This window comes from Streptomyces sp. NPDC034037 (genome assembly GCF_055575715.1).
In genome coordinates this window covers 191,137-211,164 of the sequence record NZ_JBVISC010000009.1, presented here as the reverse complement: position 1 = coordinate 211,164, position 20,028 = coordinate 191,137, and the positions used below count along the sequence as shown (strand labels likewise).

The following is a 20,028-nucleotide window of genomic DNA, read 5'->3' as shown; positions in this document are numbered from 1 at the left end:
CGTCCCGGAGGGCACCACCGGTGTCACCGCGCCGAACGGGACCACCTCCCCCCGCGCGCTGGACCTCTCGACCAGCACAACCCTTTTTCCACCGCTACACACATGCTGACGCCTGCGCGCTCGGCAGAGGAGTTCACCATGAGCACGGTGCCGCACAGCGAGCCCCTGATCTTCAACCCGTTCACGCCGGAATTCATGGCCGACCCCTACCCGCACTACGCGGAGCTGCGCCGAGAGGTCCCGGTGCACGAACACCCCGGCGGCTTCTGGATGCTGTCGCGCTACGCGGACGTGGACGCGCTGCTGCGCTCCGGTCTCTCCGTCGAGCAGCGCCACGTCGCCCCCGGCCCCTTCCGCGACGCGTACACGAACGCGGGCGTCACGGACGAGCCGCGCCTGAAGGGCCTCGCTCTGCTCGACCGGGACGCGCCGGACCACACCAGGCTGCGCAAGCTGGTCTCCAAGGCGTTCACGCCGCGCGCCATCTACGCCATGGAGCCGCAGATCAAGGCCCTGGTCGACGAGGCGCTCGACGGCATCGCCGCGGCCGGCGGCGGTGACCTGGTCGAAGCGCTCGCGTTCCCGCTGCCGTTCACCGTGATATCCCGGATGCTCGGGATGCCGCCCACCGACACGAAGCGCATGCGGTACCTCACCAACGTACTGATGCGCTCCGTCGAACCGACCACGGACCCCGAGATCATGAGGGCCGTCGAGTCGGCCGACGCCGAGCTGTTCGACCTGGTCGGCGAGGCCGTCGCCTGGAAGCGCGACAACCCCGGCGACGACCTGCTCAGCCAGCTCATCGCGGTCGAGGACGACGGTGACGTGCTCAGCCACGACGAACTCGTCGCCCAGGTCACCATGCTCTACGTCGCGGGCCACGAGACCACCGTGAACCTCATCTCCGGCGGCACGCTGGCCCTGCTGCGCAACCCCGATCAGCTCGAACTGCTGCGCGCCAAGCCGGAGCTGATCGAAAACGCCGTCGAGGAGATGCTGCGGTACGACGCCCCGGTGCACAACAGCCGCCGGATCAACCTGGAGCCGTACCACGTCGGCGGGTTCGAGATCCCGCCGGGCTCGTTCATCCTCGCCAACCTGGCCGGCGCCAACCGCGACGAGGAGTTCTTCGGAGCAGACGCGGAGGAGCTGCGCCTGGACCGCGAGAACGCCCGCAAACAGCTCTCCCTCGGCGCCGGCATCCACCACTGCCTCGGCGCTGCGCTGGCCCGCATCGAGGGCCGGGTGGCGATCGGCGGCCTGGTGGAGCGCTTCCCCGGCCTGGCCCTGAACGGCGAGGTCGAGTGGAACGGCCTGCTCAGCCTGCGCGGGGCGGCCCGGATGCCGATCAGTGTGTGAGCGAGCAGACCACAGGTGCGTACCCGAAAGGAATCAGTGACCATGACCAGCGTCGACCCCAGCACCGTATGCCGGGTGAAGGACCTCCCGGTGGCCGAGCGGCGTGACGACGCCTGGCGGATCCTCGCCGAGAAGGGAGAGGTCGCGCCCATGGCGGACGGCCTCGCGGTGACCGGCCTCGCCGGCGTCAAGGAGATGCTCAGGGAGCCGAACCGGTTCTCGGCCAAGATGGTGTTCGACGGCGTGGAGAGCGGCTTCCCGCTCGTCCCGCTGGGCTATGACCCGCCCGAGCAGACCCGCTACCGCCGCATCCTGCAGCCGTTCTTCAGCCCGCGCCGCATCCGGCCGCTGGAGGAGTCGCTGCGGGCCCAGGCCGTCGACCTCATCGAGGGCGTCAAGGCCCGCGGTGGCTGCGAGTTCGTCGCGGACGTCGCCGACCCCTTCCCGGCACAGGCGCTGCTGACCCTGCTGGGTCTGCCCCTGGAGGAGCGCGAGCGGTTCATCGCCTGCAAAACGGCGGCCCTCGCGCTCACCGCCGACGCCGCGGGGGAGGTCCCCCTCACCGACGAGGAGCGGGTGACGGCGACGGAGCGGACCGTGGCCACGGCCGGTTACCTGATGGAGCTGATCCAGACCCGCCGCGCGCGGCCCGGTGACGACATCCTCAGCGAGATCCTGGCCATTGACGGCGACGACCGGCTGTCCGACGCGGAGGCCATGGGTCTGTGCGTGATGCTCATCATGGCCGGTCTGGAGACCGTCACCGACGCGCTGAGCATGGCCATGGAGCGCCTGGCCACCGCTCCCGAGCGGCGCAAGGAACTGGTCGCCGACCCCTCCCTCGTGCCGGCGGCGGTGGAGGAACTGCTGCGCCTGGACCCGCCCGCGCCGTTCCTGCCCCGCGTCACCACCGAGGACGTCGAGGTGGCGGGCTGCCCGGTGCCGGCCGGGACCCTGGTCAACGCCCACCTGACGACGGCCAACCGGGACGAGGCAACCTGGCCGAACCCCCACGACCTCGACTTCCACCGCCCGGAGAACGTGCACACCGCGTTCGGCGTCGGCGTGCACCGCTGTCTGGGCGCGCATCTGGCGCGGCTGGAGATGCAGATCCTCTTCGAGGAGTGGCACTGCCGGATCCCGGAGTACGCGATCGCCGAGGGCACCGAGCACCGGGCCAGGCTGGTGCGCGCGAACATCGGCCTCGAGTCGCTGTACCTGCACTTCCCGGGGACAGGCAGCGGCTCCTGAGCCGTTCCTGGCGCGGCGAAGTCGATCAGTGCCCGGAGGGTGTGCTCGTCACAGCCAGTCGCGCCGCTTGAAGATCACGTACAGGCTCGTGCACACCACCGCCATCAGCAGCACCGCGAACGGGTAGCCGGCGGCCCAGTGGAGCTCCGGCATGTGGTCGAAGTTCATGCCGTAGATGGTGCCGACCAGTGTCGGGGCGAAGAGGATGGCCGCCCACGAGGAGATCTTCTTGATCTCCTCGTTCTGTTCGAAGCCTGCCTCCGCCAGTGCTCGCATCTCCGCGTTCTGTTGCTGTGTCACCAGCGTCGCGTTGACCGTGAGGATGTCCGTCAGGGCCTGGCGGAAGCCGTCGACGCGTTCGCTGGTGTGGGTGACGTGGTCGGCCACGTCGCGCAGGTAGCGCTGGAGTTCCTCGTCCGTGCCGTACTTCGCGAAGCCCGCCATCAAGGCGTGCAGCATGCCCACCAGGGGGCGGGTGGCGCGTTGGAACTCCACCATTTCGCGGGAGAGTTCGTAGATGCGGCGGGAGACCTCGGGGTCGCCGCTGAAGACCTCCGTCTCGATCTCGTCGATGTCGTTCTGGACGCCCGCGACGACCGGGGCGTAGCCGTCCACCACCGCGTCGAGGATCGCGTACAGGACCGCCTCTGGGCCCAGCTTGAGCAGGTCCGGGCTCTCCTCCATGCGGCGGCGGACCCCGGACAGGTCGGGGGCCGCGGCGTGCCGGACCGTGATGACGAAGTCGGGGCCCACGAAGACGTGCAGCTCGCCGAAGTCGACCTCCTCGGGGGCGTCCAGGTAGCGGGCGGCGCGCAGGACGACGAAGAGTGTCTCCCCGTACCGTTCCAGCTTCGGGCGCTGGTGCGCCTCCATCGCGTCCTCGACGGCCAGCTCATGGAGGTCGAACTCCGCTGCCAGGGAGAGGAGCTCTGCCTCCGTCGGGCGGGCCAGGCCGATCCACGCCATGCCGTCCCGCTGCTCGCGCAGCTCCCGGAAGGTGTCCGCGAGGGAGGACGGCGTCGCCACGCGGACCCCGTCCCGGTACAGCGCCGCCTGGACGACGCTGCCCGTCGCCTCTCGTGCCGCCGCGGGACGCGCGGGCGGGGCCGGGCGGGTCTCCTCGGCCGGCGGGGCCGCCGGGGGGCGCGTTCCGCGTCGCCACGTGTGCTTGCGCGCGGGCGATGCCGGACGGACTCGGCGCTCCGCCATGCTGGCCGCCTCCAGGTCGGTTGTCGTGGGTGGGCGTCGGGTGTCGAACGTACGTCTAGATGGCCACTGAGCAGGATATACGTGGCCGATGCGGCGGGCGGCTGGCCCGGAGCGCGTCGTCCGTCGGTCCGCGCATTGCGGACCGCACGTGTCCGCAAGCCCCACTAGCGTGACCGCATGGCCAAGACGAACAGGGCTCCTTCGGGAACCACCCCCGTGCTGGGGCCCCGCGCGCTCAATCGCGCCACGCTCGACCGGCAGCTCCTCCTGCGCCGTTCCCGGGACCTGTCCGTCGAGGAGGCCGTCGCCCATCTCGTCGGGCTCCAGGCGCAGAACGTCAAACCGCCCTACTACGCCCTCGCCGCGCGTCTGGCGGACTTCGACCCCGCCGAACTCTCCGCGCTTCTCGACGCGCGCGAACTGGTCCGCATGGTCACGATGCGCTCCACCATCCATCTCCATACCGCCGCCGACGCCCGCGTGCTGCGGCCCTTCGTCCAGGACGCGCTCGCACGCGAGCTGAGCGTCTTCCGCGCCGGTCTCGCCGGCGTCGATCTGCGGGAACTCGCCGACGTCGCCCGCGAAGCCGTCGAGACGGAGCCCCGCACGATGAAGCAGCTTCGCGAGGCACTGTCGGCCCGGTGGCCCGACGCCGACCCGCAGTCGCTCGCCATCGCCGCGCGCTGTGCGCTGCCGCTCGTCCAGGTGACCCCGCGTGGACTGTGGCGCCGCAGCGGACAGGTGACGCTCACCACGCTTGAGCACTGGCTCGGGGAGGAGCAGGGGGATCGCGGCATGGCAAGCACGGGCGGGGACGGTGGGGCGCGGAGTGGGCGTGACGGCAGGGGCGCGGTCGGGGCGCCGCCCGCCGCCCCCGCCAACGCCGCCACCCCCTCCGAAACCGCCTCCCTCGTCGTCCTGCGCTATCTCGCCGCCTTCGGACCCGCCTCCGTCAAGGACATGCAGACCTGGGCGCGGCTCACCCGGATGAGGGAAGTCTTCGAGCGGCTGCGGCCCCAGCTGCGGACGTTCCGTGACGAGCACGGCGTCGAACTGTTCGACCTGCCCGACGCACCGCGCCCCGACGCGGACACCCCGGCTCCGCCGCGCTTCCTTCCCGAGTACGACAACCTCCTCCTCTCGCACGCCGACCGCACCCGCGTCGTCCCCGCCGCCTACAAGGGGCGTACCTGGAAGGGGAACTCCGCCCACTGCGTCTTCCTCCTCGACGGGTTCCTCGCCGGGGTCTGGCGGCTGGCGGAGGACCCCAGGGGCGGCGGCGAGGCCGTGCTGACCATCGAGCCGTTCGGGGAGCCGGGGCGCGCCGAGCGCGAGGAACTGACCCGGGAGGCCGAGCGGATGCTGCTCCGCATCGCCGAGACCTCCTCCTCCTACGACATCCGCTTCGGCACCGTCATCGACACCTGAGCCGACGCCCCGTAGCACCCCGTCCCCGTAGCACCCCGTCCTCGTAGGACGCCGTCCTCGTAGCACCCCGTCCTCGTAGAACGCCGTCTCCGTAGACGGCCGCCCCCGCAGAACCCGTCTGCGCAGAACCGCCCAGGGGTAGTGGGACCCGCATCGCGGACTACACGATGCTACGTAGCCGAAGTGGTCCCGGATATCAGGAGAGAGCAATGCGGACACCGATGACCGTCACGGACTTCCTCGACCGGGCGGAGCTGGGCTTCGCCGCCAGTCCCGGCGTGATCGACGAGCCGGATCAACCCGCCCCGGTGGTGCCGGACTCGACGTACGGGCGTCTGGGGGAACGGGTCCGGGCCTGGCAGGCGGGGTTCGACGCGCTGGGCGTCGGGGAGGGCGAACGGGTCGCGGTGGTCAGCCACAACTCCGCGCGGCTCCTGGAACTGCTGTTCGCCGTGCCGATGAGCGGACGGATCTGCGTGCCCGTCAACTTCCGGCTCAAGCCGGAGGAGGTCGAGTACGTGGTCCAACAGAGCGGCGCCTCCGTCCTGCTCGTCGACCCGGAGCTGGACGACGCCCTCTCGGGCGTCAAGGCGCGCCACCGCTTCGTGCTCGGCGAGGAGACCGAGACCGGGCTGATGCGCTTCGGCGTGGAGCCGCGGCCCTGGTCGAACCCCGACGAGGACGCCACCGCGACGATCAACTACACCTCGGGAACCACCGCCCGGCCCAAGGGCGTGCAGCTCACCCACCGCAACATCTGGGTCAACGGGCTCACCTTCGGCCTGCACACCCGGGTGTGGGAGCGCGACGTCTACATGCACACACTGCCGATGTTCCACTGCAACGGCTGGGGCATGCCGTTCGTGATGGCCGGGCTCGGCGTGAAGCAGGTGGTGCTGCGCAAGGTGGACGGCGCGGAGATCCTGCGCCGGGTGGAGGAGCACGGGGTCACACTCATGTGCGGCGCGCCCGCCGTGTGGAACGCGGTCCTGGACGCGGCGGTGACCTGGCGCGGCGCGGTGCCCGGCCGCGACCGGGTGCGGATCGTGTGCGCCGGCGCCCCGCCGCCGAGCAGGACCATCCAGCGCGTGGAGGCGGAACTGGGCTGGGAGTTCACCCAGATCTACGGGCTCACCGAGACGTCCCCGCTGCTCACCTTCAACCGCACCTCGCCCGCGGACGCGGCGCTGCCCGCCGAGGAGCGGGCCCGCAAGCTCTCCCGCGCCGGCCTGCCCGCGCTCGGCGTCAAGCTCCGGCTCTCCGAGGAGGGAGAGGTGCTCGCCCGCTCCAACGTCGTGCTCGAAAGCTACTGGGACAAGCCGCGGGAGACCGCGGCGGCGCTCAGGGACGGCTGGTTCCACACCGGTGACGGCGGGACGTTCGACGAGACCGACGGCCATCTGACGATCTCGGACCGGAAGAAGGACGTCATCATCACCGGCGGCGAGAACGTCTCGTCGATCGAGGTGGAGGACACGATCTTCCGTCACCCGGCGGTCGCCGAGGTCGCCGTCATCGGGGTGCCGCACGAGAAGTGGGGCGAGACGATCAAGGCCCTGGTGGTCCTCGCGGAGGGGGCGACGGCCACCGAGTCGGACATCATCGCCCACTGCAAGCAGCGGATGGCCGGCTACAAGGCGCCCACCTCCGTCGAGTTCCGCGACGCCATCCCGCGCACGGCCACGGGCAAGGTCCAGAAGTTCAAGCTGCGGCAGCCGTACTGGGAGGGCCGGGACCGCGAGGTGAACTGACGCCCCGCGCCACGGCCGGAACCGGCGCCTTCAATAAACCTGCACATCGAATGCGCAGTCCGGTCACGCAATTCGGCATCCGGCACCGGGTGACTCCCAGAGAATTCCCGTGCGGGGGCCATAGAGCGTGTCTCTCGCCATGAAAGTGTCCGATTTGTTGACGGGAGTCCACCGGTGTCCCCGATTTCCTTCTGTGAATCTTGTGAAGGAGCTGCCGCCACACGGTGAAACCCCCTGCACGCAGCGGTGATGCGACGCCGTGCCCCTCACCGAGAGGCGCTTCACCGATTGGATGTGCGAGCTGCGAACGTGCTTTGATCCTGGCCCACGCGGAATTGGCAGGTCAGGTTCCGCTGTGCTGGAAACACCTTTGCGACATTGATGAGAAGGGCAGCTCACGCCATGAACAACACCCCCCAGGTCGAGACCCTCGAAATTTCCGACGCCGACCTCGACAACGTCTCCGGCGGCCTCGTCGGCCAGGTCGTGGGCAACGTCACCGGCACCGTCGACTCCATCGCCCCGGTCTCCGGCGTCGTCTCCGGTGTCCTTGGCACCGTCGACAACGTCACCGGCGTGAACACCGGCGCCGTCACGGGTCTGGCCTCCGGCCTGACCGCCGGTCTCTGAGCCTTCGCTCACCGAGACACCGTGATCCCCGAGCCCCGGAGCCACTGGTTCCGGGGCTCGGGGACGCCCCGGGCAAGCAAGGGAAACGCTCCGTGCAGTTCCGTCAACAGGCCCTGTCCAAGCTGCAGTCGCCCGAGGAACTCGACCTTCCGGTGCGCTACGCCCGCCCCCAGGGCCTGCTCGTCCTCGCCGTCACCCTCGTCGCCATGGCCGCCGCGAGCATCTGGGCCGTGACCGGCTCGGTGGCCTCCACACTCCGCGCGCCCGGCATCCTCACGCACGGCCAGGGCAGCTACGTCCTGCAGAGCCCCGTCACCGGGCAGGTGACCCGCGTCCTGGCCAAGGAGGGCGAACGCCTGGCCGCCGGCGCCCCCGTGCTCGAAGTCCGCACGGAGCGGGGCGACAGGACCGTGCGCGCCATCGCCGCAGGACGCCTGACCGGCCTGGTCGCCAGAATCGGCACCGTGGTCACCACCGGCGCCGACGTCGCCACCGTCGAGCGCGTCTCCGGCGCCGACGACCCGCTCCTCGCCCTGCTCTACGTACCCGCCGACAGCGCGGCCACCATCCCCGTCGGCGCCGACGTCGACCTCACGGTCCAGTCCGTGCCCACCGACACCTACGGGACGCTGCGCGGCCACGTGCGGGCCGTCGGACGCGCCGCCCAGACCCGCCAGAAGATCGCCGGCTTCCTCGGCGACAAGGAACTCGCCGGGCGGTTCACGAAGGACGGGCCGCCCGTGGCCGTCCTCGTACGGCTCGAACCCTCTCCCGGCACCCGGTCCGGCCACGCGTGGTCGACCGCCGGGGGCCCGCCCTTCGCGCTCGACTCCATGACCCCGGCCACCGGCGCCGTCCACCTCGCCGAGCAGCGCCCGATCGATTGGCTGCTTCCGTGACCGCACCGCACCCCGCCCCGACCCCCCAGCGGCGGCTGCCGCCCCCCGGCGGCCGCCGCAGGCACCGCCCCGAACCCCCGCGGCGCGGCCGCCGTCGCGCGGCGCGGCCCCCCGCGCGACGGGGCGGGCGGCCCAAGACCGTGCGGACGCCCACCGTCCTGCAGATGGAGGCCGTGGAGTGCGGCGCCGCCGCCCTCGCCATGGTCCTCGCCCACCACGGGCGTTACGTGCCCCTGGAAGAGCTGCGCATCGCGTGCGGCGTCTCCCGCGACGGCTCACGGGCCAGCAACGTCCTCAAGGCGGCGCGCGGTTACGGCCTCACGGCCAAGGGCATGCAGATGGAGCCCGCCGCGCTCGCCGAGGTGAAGGCCCCCGCGATCCTGTTCTGGGAGTTCAACCACTACGTCGTCTACGACGGCACGGGGCGCCGCCTCGGCCGCCGGGGCGTGTACGTCAACGACCCCGGCAAGGGCCGCCGCTTCGTGCCCGCCGAGGACTTCGACACCAGCTTCACCGGCGTCGTCCTCGTCCTGGAACCGGGCGAGGACTTCCGCCCCGGCGGCCGCAGGCCCGGCGTCCTCAAGGCCCTCCCCGCCCGGCTGCGCGGCACGACGGGCACCATGCTCGCGGCCCTCCTGGCCAGCCTGCTGCTCGTCGCGGTCGGCGCCGCGCTGCCCGCGCTCAGCCGCACGTACATCGACCTGTTCCTGATCGGCCATCAAACGTCCGTGCTGGGCGCGCTGTTCGCCTCCATGGGGGCGATGGTGGCGCTCACCGCGCTGCTGACCTGGCTGCAACAGGCCAACCTGCTGCGCGGCCGCATCATCTCCTCCACCCTCGGCAGCGCCCGCTTCCTGCGCCACCTGCTGCGCCTGCCCGTCACCTTCTACGCCCAGCGCAGCCCCGCCGACCTCGTGCAGCGCCTCGCCTCCAACGACGCCGTCGCCGAGACCCTGGCCCGCGACCTCACGGCCGCCGGGGTCGACGGCGTCGTCGTCCTGCTCTACGCGGCCCTGCTGTGGACCTACGATCCGCAGCTCACCCTCGTCGGCGTCGGTATCGCCCTGCTGAACGTCGTGGCGATGCGCGTCGTCGTCCGGCTGCGCGCCACCGGCACCCAGAAACTGCGCGCCGACAGCGCCAAACTCACCAACACCGCCTACACCGGCCTGCAGTTGATCGAGACGCTGAAGGCGACCGGCGGCGAGAGCGGCTACTTCCGCCGCTGGGCCGGACAGCACGCCACCACCCTGGAGGAGCAGCAGCGCCTCGGCGTGCCGAGCGCCTGGCTCGGCGTCGTCGCGCCGACGCTCGCGACCCTCAACAGCGCGCTGATCCTGTGGCTCGGCGGTCTGCGCGCCGTCGAGGGGCATCTGTCGATCGGACTGCTCGTCGCCTTCCAGGCCCTGGTCACCCGCTTCACCGCGCCGATCACCCGCCTCAACGGCGTCGCGGGCCGCGTCCAGGACTTCGCCGCCGACGTCGCCCGCCTCAAGGACGTCGAGAACTTCCCCGTCGACCCCCTCTACACGCGCCCCGCACCGGCGGCCGACACCCGCCGCCTCAAGGGCCACGTCACCCTGGAGAACATCACCTTCGGCTACAGCCCCCTCGACAAACCGCTCCTGACCGGCTTCTCCCTCACGGTCGGGCCGGGGCAGCAGGTCGCGCTCGTCGGCGGCTCCGGCAGCGGCAAGTCGACCGTCTCCCGGCTGATATCGGGGCTCTACACCCCGTGGGAGGGCACCATCCGCATCGACGGACAGCGTCTGGAGGACATCCCGCGCGGCGCGCTCACCGCGTCCGTGTCCTTCGTCGACCAGGACGTGTTCCTCTTCGAAGGCACGATCCGCGACAACGTGGCCCTGTGGGACCCCTCCCTCCCGGACGCCGAGGTCGTCGCCGCCCTGCAGGACGCCTGCCTGTACGAGGTCGTGGCCCGCAGGCCCGGCGGCATCCACGGCCGGGTCGAGCAGGACGGCCGCAACTTCTCCGGCGGGCAGCGCCAGCGCCTGGAGATCGCGCGGGCCCTGGTCCGCCGCCCCAGCGTCCTCGTGCTCGACGAGGTGACCAGCGCCCTGGACGCCGGGACCGAGCAGCTCATCATCGACAACCTGCGCCGCCGCGGCTGCGCCTGCGTGGTCATCGCCCACCGCCTGAGCACCGTGCGCGACAGCGACGAGATCGTCGTACTCGACCACGGCCAGGTCGTGGAGCGCGGCCGGCACGAACACCTCGTCGCCGCCGGCGGCCCCTACGCCGACCTGGTCAAGGAGCACTGAGGTGACGCAGGCCCCACAATACGTCCACCCCGGCGACGGCGTCGCCGCCGCCTTCGGCGCGCTCGGCACGCCCGTCGACTGTGCGGGCCTGCGCAGCGTGGACCTCGAAGGCCCGCAGGTGCTGTGGTTCGTCGTCGCCGGCGCCCTCGACCTGTTCGCCGTCGACGCCGTGCAGCAGGGCCACTGGCACTTCCTCGGCCGCCTGGAGCCGGGCACGCTGCTCCTCGGCCCGGTCGAAGGCCCCCGGCACACCCTCGTCGGACGGCCCCTCCAGGGCTGCGAGCTGCGGCGCGTCCCGCTGCGCGAGCTGTACCGCCCCGAGTACAACGACACCTGGGCGTATGAGGACGAGCGGTACCCCACGCGGTACGACACCCAGGACGCGACCCTGAGCCTCCTGGAACACGCCTTCGCGCTCGGTGTCGCACGCGGCCACCGGGTCCTCTTCGAGGCGCCTCTGGACGGCCGGACCCTGGCCGACGACGTGGTCACCGACGACGACATCCTCTGGATGCCGGTCGCGCCGGGCAGCGTGCGGTACGGCTCCGCCTACAGCGCGGAGGCCGCGGGGGACCTGCTCGTCGACGCCGCCATGTGGCAGCGCATGGTCGACCAGCAGTACCGGCTGCTGTCGACGCTGGACCGCTGGATCGAACGCCTGGAGCGCGCCCACGAGGACCGCACGGCGGCGGGCATCAAGGCGGGCGAGCACGTCCGCGAGGAGGCCGACCGCACCCTGCTCGCCTCCATCGGCCGCCCGGGAAAGGGCGGTTCGCGCCGCTCGGGCACGCGGGGCGGTGACGACACCACGTACGCCGCCTGCCGGCTGGTCGCCGAGGCGGCCGGCGTCACACTGTCCGAAACCGCGCGGGGCGGCCCGGTGAGCGACCGGACCGACCCGGTGGAGCAGATCGCCGTCGCCTCCGGTGTCCGCACCCGAGCCGTCCGGCTCGACGGGCGCTGGTGGCGCGCGTACGCGGGCCCGCTGGTGGGACGCCGGGCCGCGAGCGGGACGCCGGTCGCGCTCCTGTGGCGGCGCGGCGGCTACGAGGCGGTGCACCCGACGTCCGGACGGCGCACCCGCGTCGACCGGAGCAACGCCGACGAGTTCGAACCCCGGGGCGTGATGTTCTACCGCCCGCTGCCCGAGGGCAGGTTGACGCCGTGGCGGCTGGCCCGCTTCAGCCTGCGCGGCACGGGCGGTGATCTGCGCAACCTCGCCCTCGCCACCTTGGTGACGGTCGCGATCGGCGCGCTGGTGCCGATCGCGACGGGACAGGTGCTCGGCGTGTTCGTGCCGAACGGCGAGAAGAGCCTCATCGTCCAGGTGTCCCTGGCCGTCATGGTCACCAGCATCGTCTCCGCGGCGTTCATGCTGCTCCAGAACCTCACCGTCCTGCGGATGGAGGGCCGGATGGAGAGCACGCTGCAACCCGCAGTCTGGGACCGGCTGCTGAGACTGCCCACCCGCTTCTTCGCCTCCCGTTCCACCGGCGAGCTGGCTAGCGCGGCGATGGGGGTCAGCGCCATCCGCCGCGTCCTGTCGGGCATCGGCCCCGTCGTGCTCCAGTCGAGCACGATCGGCGCGATGAACCTCGTCCTGCTGCTCTGCTACAGCGTTCCCCTCGCCCTGGCCGCGCTGGTGATGCTGGCCGTCGTCGCCGCCGTCTTCCTCGCCCTCGGCCTGTGGGAGCTGCGCTGGCAGCGGCAGCTGGTGGAACTGGGCAACAAACTGAACAACCAGGCGTTCCAGACGCTGCGCGGCCTGCCCAAACTGCGGGTGGCCGGGGCCGAGAGCTTCGCGTACGCGGCATGGGCGGGGGAGTTCGCCCGCAGCCGCGAGCTGCAGCGGCGGGCGGGCCGCGTCAAGAACGTGACGACGGTCCTCAACGCCGTCTACCTCCCGCTGTGCACCCTCGGCATGTTCGTCCTCCTCGCGGGCCCGGCCCGCGGCAGCCTCACGGCGGGTCAGTTCCTCACCTTCAGCACCGCCGTGACGATGCTGCTCACGTCCGTCACCCAGCTGACCGGCGCGCTGATCTCGGCGGCCGCCGTGCTCCCCATGTTCGAACAGATCAAGCCGGTCCTCGACGAGACCCCGGAGGTGCGCTCGGGGAGCACCCGGCCGGGCGAGCTGCGGGGGGAGATCGAGGCCCGTGCCCTGTCCTTCCGCTACACCGACGACGGCCCACTCGTCCTGGACGACGTCTCGCTCGCGATCCGCCCCGGCGAGTTCGTGGCCGTCGTCGGCCCGAGCGGCTGCGGCAAGTCGACCCTGCTGCGCCTGCTGATCGGCTTCGACCAGCCGGTCGCGGGCAGCGTGCTCTACGACGGCCAGGACCTGGCGGCCCTCGACGCCTCGGCCGTACGCCGTCAGTGCGGCGTGGTCCTGCAGAACGCCCAGCCGCTCAGCGGCTCGATCCTGGACTGCATCTGCGGCGCCGAGACGTTCACGCAGGAGGAGGCGTGGGAGGCGGCCGCGATGGCGGGCCTCGCCGAGGACATCAAGCGGATGCCGATGGGCCTGCACACAATGATCTCCGGCGGCGGCGCGGTCTCCGGCGGCCAGCGTCAACGGCTGATGATCGCCCAGGCCCTGATCCGCCGGCCGCGCGTCCTCTTCCTCGACGAGGCGACCAGCGCCCTGGACAACGAGACGCAACGCACGGTCATCGACAGCACCCGCGCCCTGAACGCCACGCGCGTCGTGATCGCCCACCGCCTGTCCACCGTCATGGACGCCGACCGCGTCGTCGTCATGGAGGAGGGGCGGATCGTGGAACAGGGGCCGCCGGGACAGCTGTTGGCGGACGCCGGCGGGCGGCTGCGTGCGCTGGTGCGGCGCCAGCTGAGCTGACCGGCGCTCCCGGCGGGCCGGCCACCTCTTGGGTCTGCGCCGAGGTCAGTCGCCGGGGTGGATCGTTCCGTCCTCGTCCATGGTGGGGTGGATCTGCATGGGGCCGAACGAGTCCTGGTCCGAGGGGCGGGGCGGTTCCGGGCCGTCGGGGCCGACGCGGACCAGCCGCTCGGTGCGGCAGATCCGGTACAGCTTGTCGGCCACGCGCACCTCGTTGGCACGCCCGAGCGCCTTGAACTCCTCGGCGGCCCGCGCGTGCTCCGCCGTCTCCTCGGGGCTGAACCGGAAGAGCATCGGCCAGGCGTCGGTCATCGAGTCGTACAGCAGCCGACGGGCGTCGTGCGGGGTGGGCATGAGGGACGACACCGGCTTCCACCCCTTCGTGCCGCGCTCGGACACGCCGAAGCCGACCGGCATGAGGAGGATGTCGGGGTGGCTGGCGATGGCCCGCACGGAGTCCGCGCGCACGTCGACGGGGAACCGCGCGCCCGTGTACGCGAACTCCCGCAGCCCCAGTTTGAGGGCGCTCGTCATCAGGCCGGAGGTGTCCTCGGCGGGGTCGAGGACGAAGCCGAGGTCCGCGGAGGGCGGATCGTGCCGCCCGCTCCACTTCCGCTCGACCGGTTCGGGGTCCGTCGGCCGGGGCGGCTCCAGGCCGTCGGCGCCGCTGCGGGCGAACTCGTCGCCCCGCACCACGCGGTAGCGGGCGCCGCGCACCTCCACCTCGTTCACCGGCTCGCGTTCCAGGATCGCGACCGCCGCCAGCAGATCACGGCGTACGGCGGGGTCGTCGGTGTCGTCCTTGGCCTTGAACCACAGCATCGAGTTGAGCGCGTCCCGGGCCTGCTGGGGCATCCCGTCCACGACGGGCGCCACCACCCGCCACTGCGGGCCGACGGCGGGATCCTGCACGGCCAGACCGAAGACGGGCCCGCGGACGGCGAGTTGCGGATAGCGATACGACGCGTCGACGGCATCGGCCTCGGTCACCAGCTCGGCGGGATCGTCGCGCCGCACCAGACCGGCGTGCACCTGGTCCAGTTGTCGCTTCCAGTCATCAGTCATGCGCACATTGTGGTGGCTGGTGGTGAGGGGGCGGGGCGGAACGGGCCAAGTCGGGGAAAAACCTGGCACCGGCGGCTCGCGGGCGGTAGAGGGGCGCGGGGTCGCCGTCCTGGCCTCGCCCTGCGCGGGGGTAGGCGCCCAAGGATCTTCGGGGCATCCTTGACGGCATGTCGCAGACACCGGGTGGATCACCGCAGGGGGCCGAGCCGTCCTACGCCCACGGCACCAGTACGACCCCGCTCCTCGGTGACACCATCGGGCGCAACCTCGACCGGGCCGTCGCCGCCTGGCCCGAACGCGACGCCCTGGTCGACGTGCCGGCGGGCACCCGATGGACGTACGCCGAGTTCGGCGCCGCCGTCGAGCGGCTGGCCCGCGGCTTCATGGCGGCCGGGGTGGCCAAGGGGGACCGCGTCGGGATCTGGGCGGTGAACTGCGCCGAGTGGGTGCTCGTGCAGTACGCCACCGCCCGCATCGGCGCGATCATGGTGAACATCAACCCCGCCTACCGGGCGCACGAGCTGGAGTTCGTGCTGAGGCAGGCCGGGATCTCCGTCCTGGTCGCCTCCCTGTCCCACAAGAGCAGCGACTACCGCGCGCTCGTCGACGAGGTGCGGCCCCGCTGCCCACAGTTGCGCGCCGTGCACTACATCGGGCACGCGTCGTGGGACGCGCTGCTCGACGCCGCGTCGTCCGTCCCGGTGGACGAACTGCGGGCGCTCGAGGGCGAGGTGAGCTGCGACGACCCCGTGAACATCCAGTACACCTCGGGCACCACCGGCTTCCCCAAGGGGGCCACGCTCTCCCACCACAACATCCTCAACAACGGCTACTGGGTGGGCCGCACGGTCGGCTACACCGAGCAGGACCGCGTCTGCCTGCCCGTGCCCTTCTACCACTGCTTCGGCATGGTCATGGGGAACCTCGCCATCACCTCGCACGGCGCCTGCGTCGTCATCCCCGCGCCGTCCTTCGACCCCGTCGCCACCCTGCACGCCGTCGAGCGGGAGCGGTGCACCTCGCTGTACGGCGTGCCGACGATGTTCATCGCGGAGCTGAACCTCCCCGACTTCGCTACGTACGACCTCTCCTCGCTGCGCACCGGGATCATGGCGGGCTCGCCCTGCCCGGTCGAGGTGATGAAGCGGGTGGTCGCCGAGATGCACATGGCGGAGGTCTCCATCTGCTACGGCATGACGGAGACCTCGCCCGTCTCCACCCAGACGCGCCGCGACGACGACCTGGAGCGCAGGACCGGCACGGTCGGCCGGGTCCTGCCGCACATCGAGGTGAAGGTGGTCGACCCGGCCACCGGCGTGACCCTGCCGCGCGGCACCTCGGGGGAACTGCGCACCCGCGGCTACAGCGTGATGCTCGGCTACTGGAACGAACCCGAGCGGACCGCCGAGGTCCTCGACACCGGGCGCTGGATGCACACCGGCGACCTGGCCGTCATGCGGGAGGACGGCTACGTCCAGATCGTCGGCCGCATCAAGGACATGATCATCAGGGGCGGCGAGAACATCTACCCCCGGGAGATCGAGGAGTTCCTGTACGGCCACCCGAAGATCGCCGACGTACAGGTGGTGGGCGTGCCCGACGAGCGGTACGGCGAGGTGCCGCTCGCCTGCGTGATCCTGCGCGGGCCCGACGAGACGCTGACGCTCGATGAGCTGCGGGCCTACTGCGAGGGGCGGCTGGCCCACTACAAGGTGCCGTCCGCGCTGCGGATCCTGGAGTCCTTCCCCATGACGGTCTCGGGCAAGGTGCGCAAGGTCGAACTCAGGGAGCGGTACGGGCGGTAGGCCGGGCCCTCACGCCGGGCGGGGCACCAGGGGGCGGCACATGCACAGGCGGGGCCACCGGTCGAGGCCCAGCCGCGCCTCGTGCGCGCGGATCTCCTCCAGGGCCGGGGGGAGCGCGGCGTCCGGCAGCGGGCGAAAGCCGATGCGGGCGTAGTACGGGGCGTTCCACGGGACGTCCGCGAACGTCGTCAGGGTGAGCGCCTTCCTGCCCCGCGCGCCCGCCCGGTCCGCGAGGTGCTCGATCAGGGCGCGGCCGAGCCCACGGCGGGCGGCGCGGGGATGCACGGTGACCTGCTCGATGTGCTCGGCGTACGCGACGGGCGGGCCGGGCGCGTACACGACGGGCTCGCTGAGCAGATAGGCGAGGGGCACGTCGTCCTCGTCGGCGGCGACCCACGCCCGCCCCGCCCGGCGAAAACGCTCCAGCTGCTCCTCGGCGGGCGGCTCGTCGTCCGCGACGGCGTCCATGCCGAGGGCCCGGAAGGCCTCTCCGGCGGCCCGCTCGATGTCCTGGAGCACGGGGAGTTCGGCGGCGGTGGCGGGGCGGATCGGCATGGGGCGAGTATGCCCCGGCCACCACCGGTCGTGCCGCCGCCGTTCCCCGGGGACCGTATGCCGGTCATCCAGAGGTCTCCGTAAAGCGTGCGACGGGCGGGGGCGGTCAGCGCACTCCGTGCGGGCGGAACTGGACGCTGATGCGGCCTCCGGTGGCCCGGGCCGACTTGGGGACGGCGTGTTCCCAGGTCCGCTGGCACGAGCCGCCCATCACGATCAGGTCGCCGTGCCCGAGCGGGTGGCGGACCGTCCGGCCGCCGCCGCGCGGGCGCAGCAGCAGGTCGCGGGGCGCGCCCACGGAGAGGATGGCGACCATCGTGTTCTCGCGGGCGCCCCGGCCGACGCGGTCGCCGTGCCAGGCCACGCTGTCGCGCCCGTCGCGGTAGTGGCACAGGCCGGCCGTCGTGAACTCCTCGCCGAGTTCGTCGGCGTAGTACGCGTTCAGGGCCCGGCGCGCCTCCTCCAGTACGGGGTGGGGCAGCGGTTCGCCGGCGCGGTAGAAGGCGAGCAGGCGCGGTACGTCCACGACCCGCTCGTACATCTGCCGGCGTTCGGCCTGCCAGGGGACGGCCCTGGCCAGGTGTTCGAACAGGGCGTCGGCGCCGGTGAGCCAGCCCGGCAGCAGGTCGATCCACGCGCCGTCGCCGAGGACCGTCCTGCGGATTCCGGCGAGGGAGCGCAGGCGCGGGTCCTCGCCCTGATCGAAGAGCGACCCCTGGAGCTGGTTCCGTGCCATGGGCCCAGCGTACCGCCCATTCGAACATCAGTGCCAATGGTGGGCCGGGGTCGGGGCGCGGTCCGGGGTGCCGCCCCGCTGCCGCGTCGTCCGGCCGGATCGCGGATGTCCCTTGACGGTCTCCGACGCGCCCGCTTACATTGCTTCCATATAGCAGAACATTCTTTCCACAATGCGGAAAAAGTGCTCACCGCGGGGCGCGACGGGAGCCGGATCCGCCCGCCGTATCCGGCAGCCGAAAAGCTGTCGTAGCTGTCGAAGCAGGAGAACCCCATGGCTCGTATGACCGCTGCCCGCGCGGCAGTTGAGATCCTCAAGCGCGAGGGCGTCGTCAACGCGTTCGGTGTGCCGGGCGCCGCGATCAACCCCTTCTACAAGGCGCTCAAGGAGGGCGGTGGCATCGACCACACCCTCGCGCGGCACGTCGAGGGCGCCTCGCACATGGCCGAGGGCTACACCCGGACCAACCCGGGCAACATCGGCGTCTGCATCGGCACCTCGGGCCCGGCCGGCACCGACATGATCACCGGCCTGTACTCCGCGATCGGCGACTCCATCCCGATCCTGTGCATCACCGGCCAGGCGCCCACGCACCTCCTGCACAAGGAGGACTTCCAGGCGGTCGACATCGCGACGATCGCCAAGCCGGTCACGAAGATGGCCGTCACCGTCCTGGAGGCCGCGCAGGTCCCCGGCATCTTCCAGCAGGCCTTCCACCTGATGCGCTCCGGCCGTCCCGGCCCGGTCCTCATCGACCTGCCCATCGACGTCCAGCAGACCGAGATCGAGTTCGACCCGGAGACCTACGAGCCGCTGCCGGTCTACAAGCCGGCCGCGACCCGCGCCCAGATCGAGAAGGCCATCGGCTTCCTCCTGGAGTCCGAGCGGCCGCTGATCGTCGCGGGCGGCGGCATCATCAACGCCGACGCCTCCGACCTCCTCGTCGAGTTCGCCGAGATCACCAACACGCCGGTCGTGCCCACCCTGATGGGCTGGGGCACCATCCCGGACGACCACGAGCTGAACGCCGGCATGGTCGGCCAGCAGACCGGCCACCGCTACGGCAACGCGACGTTCCTGGAGTCGGACTTCGTCCTCGGCATCGGCAACCGCTGGGCCAACCGCCACACCGGCTACAAGCTGGACGTCTACACCCAGGGCCGCAAGTTCGTGCACGTCGACATCGAGCCGACCCAGATCGGCAAGATCTTCGCGCCCGACTACGGCATCGCGTCGGACGCCAGGGCCGCGCTGGAGCTGTTCGTGGAGGTGGCCAAGGAGCTGAAGGCCGCGGGCAAGCTGCCCGACCGCTCGGCGTGGGTCGCCTCCCACCTGGAGCGCAAGTCCACGCTCCAGCGCCGCACGCACTTCGACAACGTGCCGATGAAGCCGCAGCGCGTGTACGAGGAGATGAACAGGGCCTTCGGCCCCGAGACGCGGTACGTGACGACGATCGGCCTCTCGCAGATCGCCGGCGCCCAGATGCTGCACGTCTACCGGCCGCGCCACTGGATCAACTGCGGCCAGGCGGGCCCGCTCGGCTGGACCATCCCGGCCGCGCTCGGCGTCGCCAAGGCCGACCCCCAGTCGCCGGTCGTCGCGCTCTCCGGCGACTACGACTTCCAGTTCATGATCGAGGAGCTGGCGGTCGGCGCGCAGCACCGCATCCCCTACGTCCACGTTCTGGTCAACAACGCCTACCTGGGCCTGATCCGCCAGGCCCAGATCGGCCTGGACATCAACTTCCAGGTCAACCTGGAGTTCGAGAACCAGAACTCCCCGGAGCTGGGCGTCTACGGCGTCGACCACGTCAAGGTCGCCGAGGGCCTCGGCTGCAAGGCGATCCGGGTCACCGAGCCCGACGAGCTGCTGCCGGCCTTCGAGCAGGCCAAGAAGCTCGCGGCCGAACACCGCGTGCCGGTGGTCGTCGAGGCGATCCTGGAGCGCATCACGAACATCTCGATGAGCCCGACCGCGGACATCAGCGCGGTCAAGGAGTTCGAGGAGATCGCGACCGAGCCGGGCCACGCGCCGACGGCGATCCGCCCGCTGAAGGTCTGACACACGGCGGAGCACGGACAGGGGCGGTCCACCCGAGGGGGGTGGACCGCCCCTTTGGCGCGCCCGGCCACGAGAACCGGGGCGGGAGATGCTGGAGGTGTCGGCCAGGGGCAACAGCCCGGCCTTGAACGGGCCGG

At 71.6% G+C, this 20,028-nt stretch carries 14 protein-coding genes; 10 read left to right on the top strand and 4 right to left on the bottom strand.

What is annotated here, in order from left to right:
* The first annotated feature begins 138 nt into the window (after positions 1-138).
* On the top strand, positions 139-1,362 hold the full coding sequence (locus ACZ516_RS28985) for a cytochrome P450 (RefSeq protein ID WP_361087068.1): 1,224 nt from the start codon (positions 139-141) through the stop codon (positions 1,360-1,362).
* A 42-nt stretch (positions 1,363-1,404) separates the two neighbouring features.
* Entirely contained in the window at positions 1,405-2,613 is a 1,209-nt protein-coding gene (locus ACZ516_RS28980; protein WP_361087065.1) for a cytochrome P450, read from the top strand.
* A 48-nt stretch (positions 2,614-2,661) separates the two neighbouring features.
* Here the strand turns inward: ACZ516_RS28980 and ACZ516_RS28975 are convergent, their stop codons facing one another.
* Positions 2,662-3,822 (bottom strand): magnesium and cobalt transport protein CorA, encoded by a 1,161-nt coding sequence (locus ACZ516_RS28975; RefSeq protein WP_358580290.1) that lies wholly within the window; start codon positions 3,820-3,822, stop codon positions 2,662-2,664.
* A 177-nt stretch (positions 3,823-3,999) separates the two neighbouring features.
* Between ACZ516_RS28975 and ACZ516_RS28970 the strand changes: the two genes are divergently transcribed.
* From ACZ516_RS28970 to ACZ516_RS28945, 6 genes are all read left to right on the top strand, one after another.
* Complete coding sequence (locus ACZ516_RS28970) at positions 4,000-5,250, top strand: winged helix DNA-binding domain-containing protein (protein WP_361087060.1); 1,251 nt, start codon at positions 4,000-4,002, stop codon at positions 5,248-5,250.
* A gap of 209 nt (positions 5,251-5,459) precedes the next feature.
* Positions 5,460-7,001 (top strand): AMP-binding protein, encoded by a 1,542-nt coding sequence (locus tag ACZ516_RS28965; protein ID WP_358580286.1) that lies wholly within the window; start codon positions 5,460-5,462, stop codon positions 6,999-7,001.
* Between the two features lie 402 nt (positions 7,002-7,403).
* Positions 7,404-7,631, top strand: coding sequence for a type A2 lantipeptide (locus tag ACZ516_RS28960; protein ID WP_358580284.1), 228 nt, complete (start codon positions 7,404-7,406; stop codon positions 7,629-7,631).
* A gap of 92 nt (positions 7,632-7,723) precedes the next feature.
* On the top strand, positions 7,724-8,530 hold the full coding sequence (locus tag ACZ516_RS28955) for a hypothetical protein (protein WP_469012405.1): 807 nt from the start codon (positions 7,724-7,726) through the stop codon (positions 8,528-8,530).
* Positions 8,527-10,812, top strand: coding sequence for an NHLP family bacteriocin export ABC transporter peptidase/permease/ATPase subunit (locus ACZ516_RS28950; RefSeq protein ID WP_469012403.1), 2,286 nt, complete (start codon positions 8,527-8,529; stop codon positions 10,810-10,812). The genes ACZ516_RS28955 and ACZ516_RS28950 overlap by 4 nt, the downstream gene beginning before the upstream one ends.
* Position 10,813: 1 nt before the next feature.
* Positions 10,814-13,669: an NHLP bacteriocin export ABC transporter permease/ATPase subunit gene (locus ACZ516_RS28945; RefSeq protein WP_469012401.1), complete on the top strand. Its 2,856-nt coding sequence runs from the start codon at positions 10,814-10,816 to the stop codon at positions 13,667-13,669.
* A gap of 45 nt (positions 13,670-13,714) precedes the next feature.
* Here the strand turns inward: ACZ516_RS28945 and ACZ516_RS28940 are convergent, their stop codons facing one another.
* A complete protein-coding gene (locus ACZ516_RS28940) occupies positions 13,715-14,734 on the bottom strand; it encodes a DUF5954 family protein (protein WP_361087048.1) in 1,020 nt (339 codons plus the stop codon).
* A 167-nt stretch (positions 14,735-14,901) separates the two neighbouring features.
* Here ACZ516_RS28940 and ACZ516_RS28935 point away from each other — a divergent pair, with 167 nt between their 5' ends.
* Positions 14,902-16,539: an AMP-binding protein gene (locus ACZ516_RS28935; protein WP_469012399.1), complete on the top strand. Its 1,638-nt coding sequence runs from the start codon at positions 14,902-14,904 to the stop codon at positions 16,537-16,539.
* Between the two features lie 9 nt (positions 16,540-16,548).
* On the opposite strand, the gene ACZ516_RS28930 is transcribed toward ACZ516_RS28935, so the two are convergent.
* The gene (locus tag ACZ516_RS28930) at positions 16,549-17,094 is read right to left on the bottom strand and encodes a GNAT family N-acetyltransferase (RefSeq protein WP_469012397.1); all 546 of its coding nucleotides are present in this window, start codon (positions 17,092-17,094) and stop codon (positions 16,549-16,551) included.
* Between the two features lie 106 nt (positions 17,095-17,200).
* Positions 17,201-17,830 (bottom strand): alpha-ketoglutarate-dependent dioxygenase AlkB, encoded by a 630-nt coding sequence (locus ACZ516_RS28925; protein ID WP_469012395.1) that lies wholly within the window; start codon positions 17,828-17,830, stop codon positions 17,201-17,203.
* Positions 17,831-18,103: 273 nt separating this feature from the next.
* On the opposite strand from ACZ516_RS28925, the gene gcl reads away from it, so the two are divergent.
* Complete coding sequence (gene gcl, locus ACZ516_RS28920; protein WP_361087036.1) at positions 18,104-19,891, top strand: glyoxylate carboligase; 1,788 nt, start codon at positions 18,104-18,106, stop codon at positions 19,889-19,891.
* The last annotated feature ends 137 nt before the right edge of the window (positions 19,892-20,028 follow it).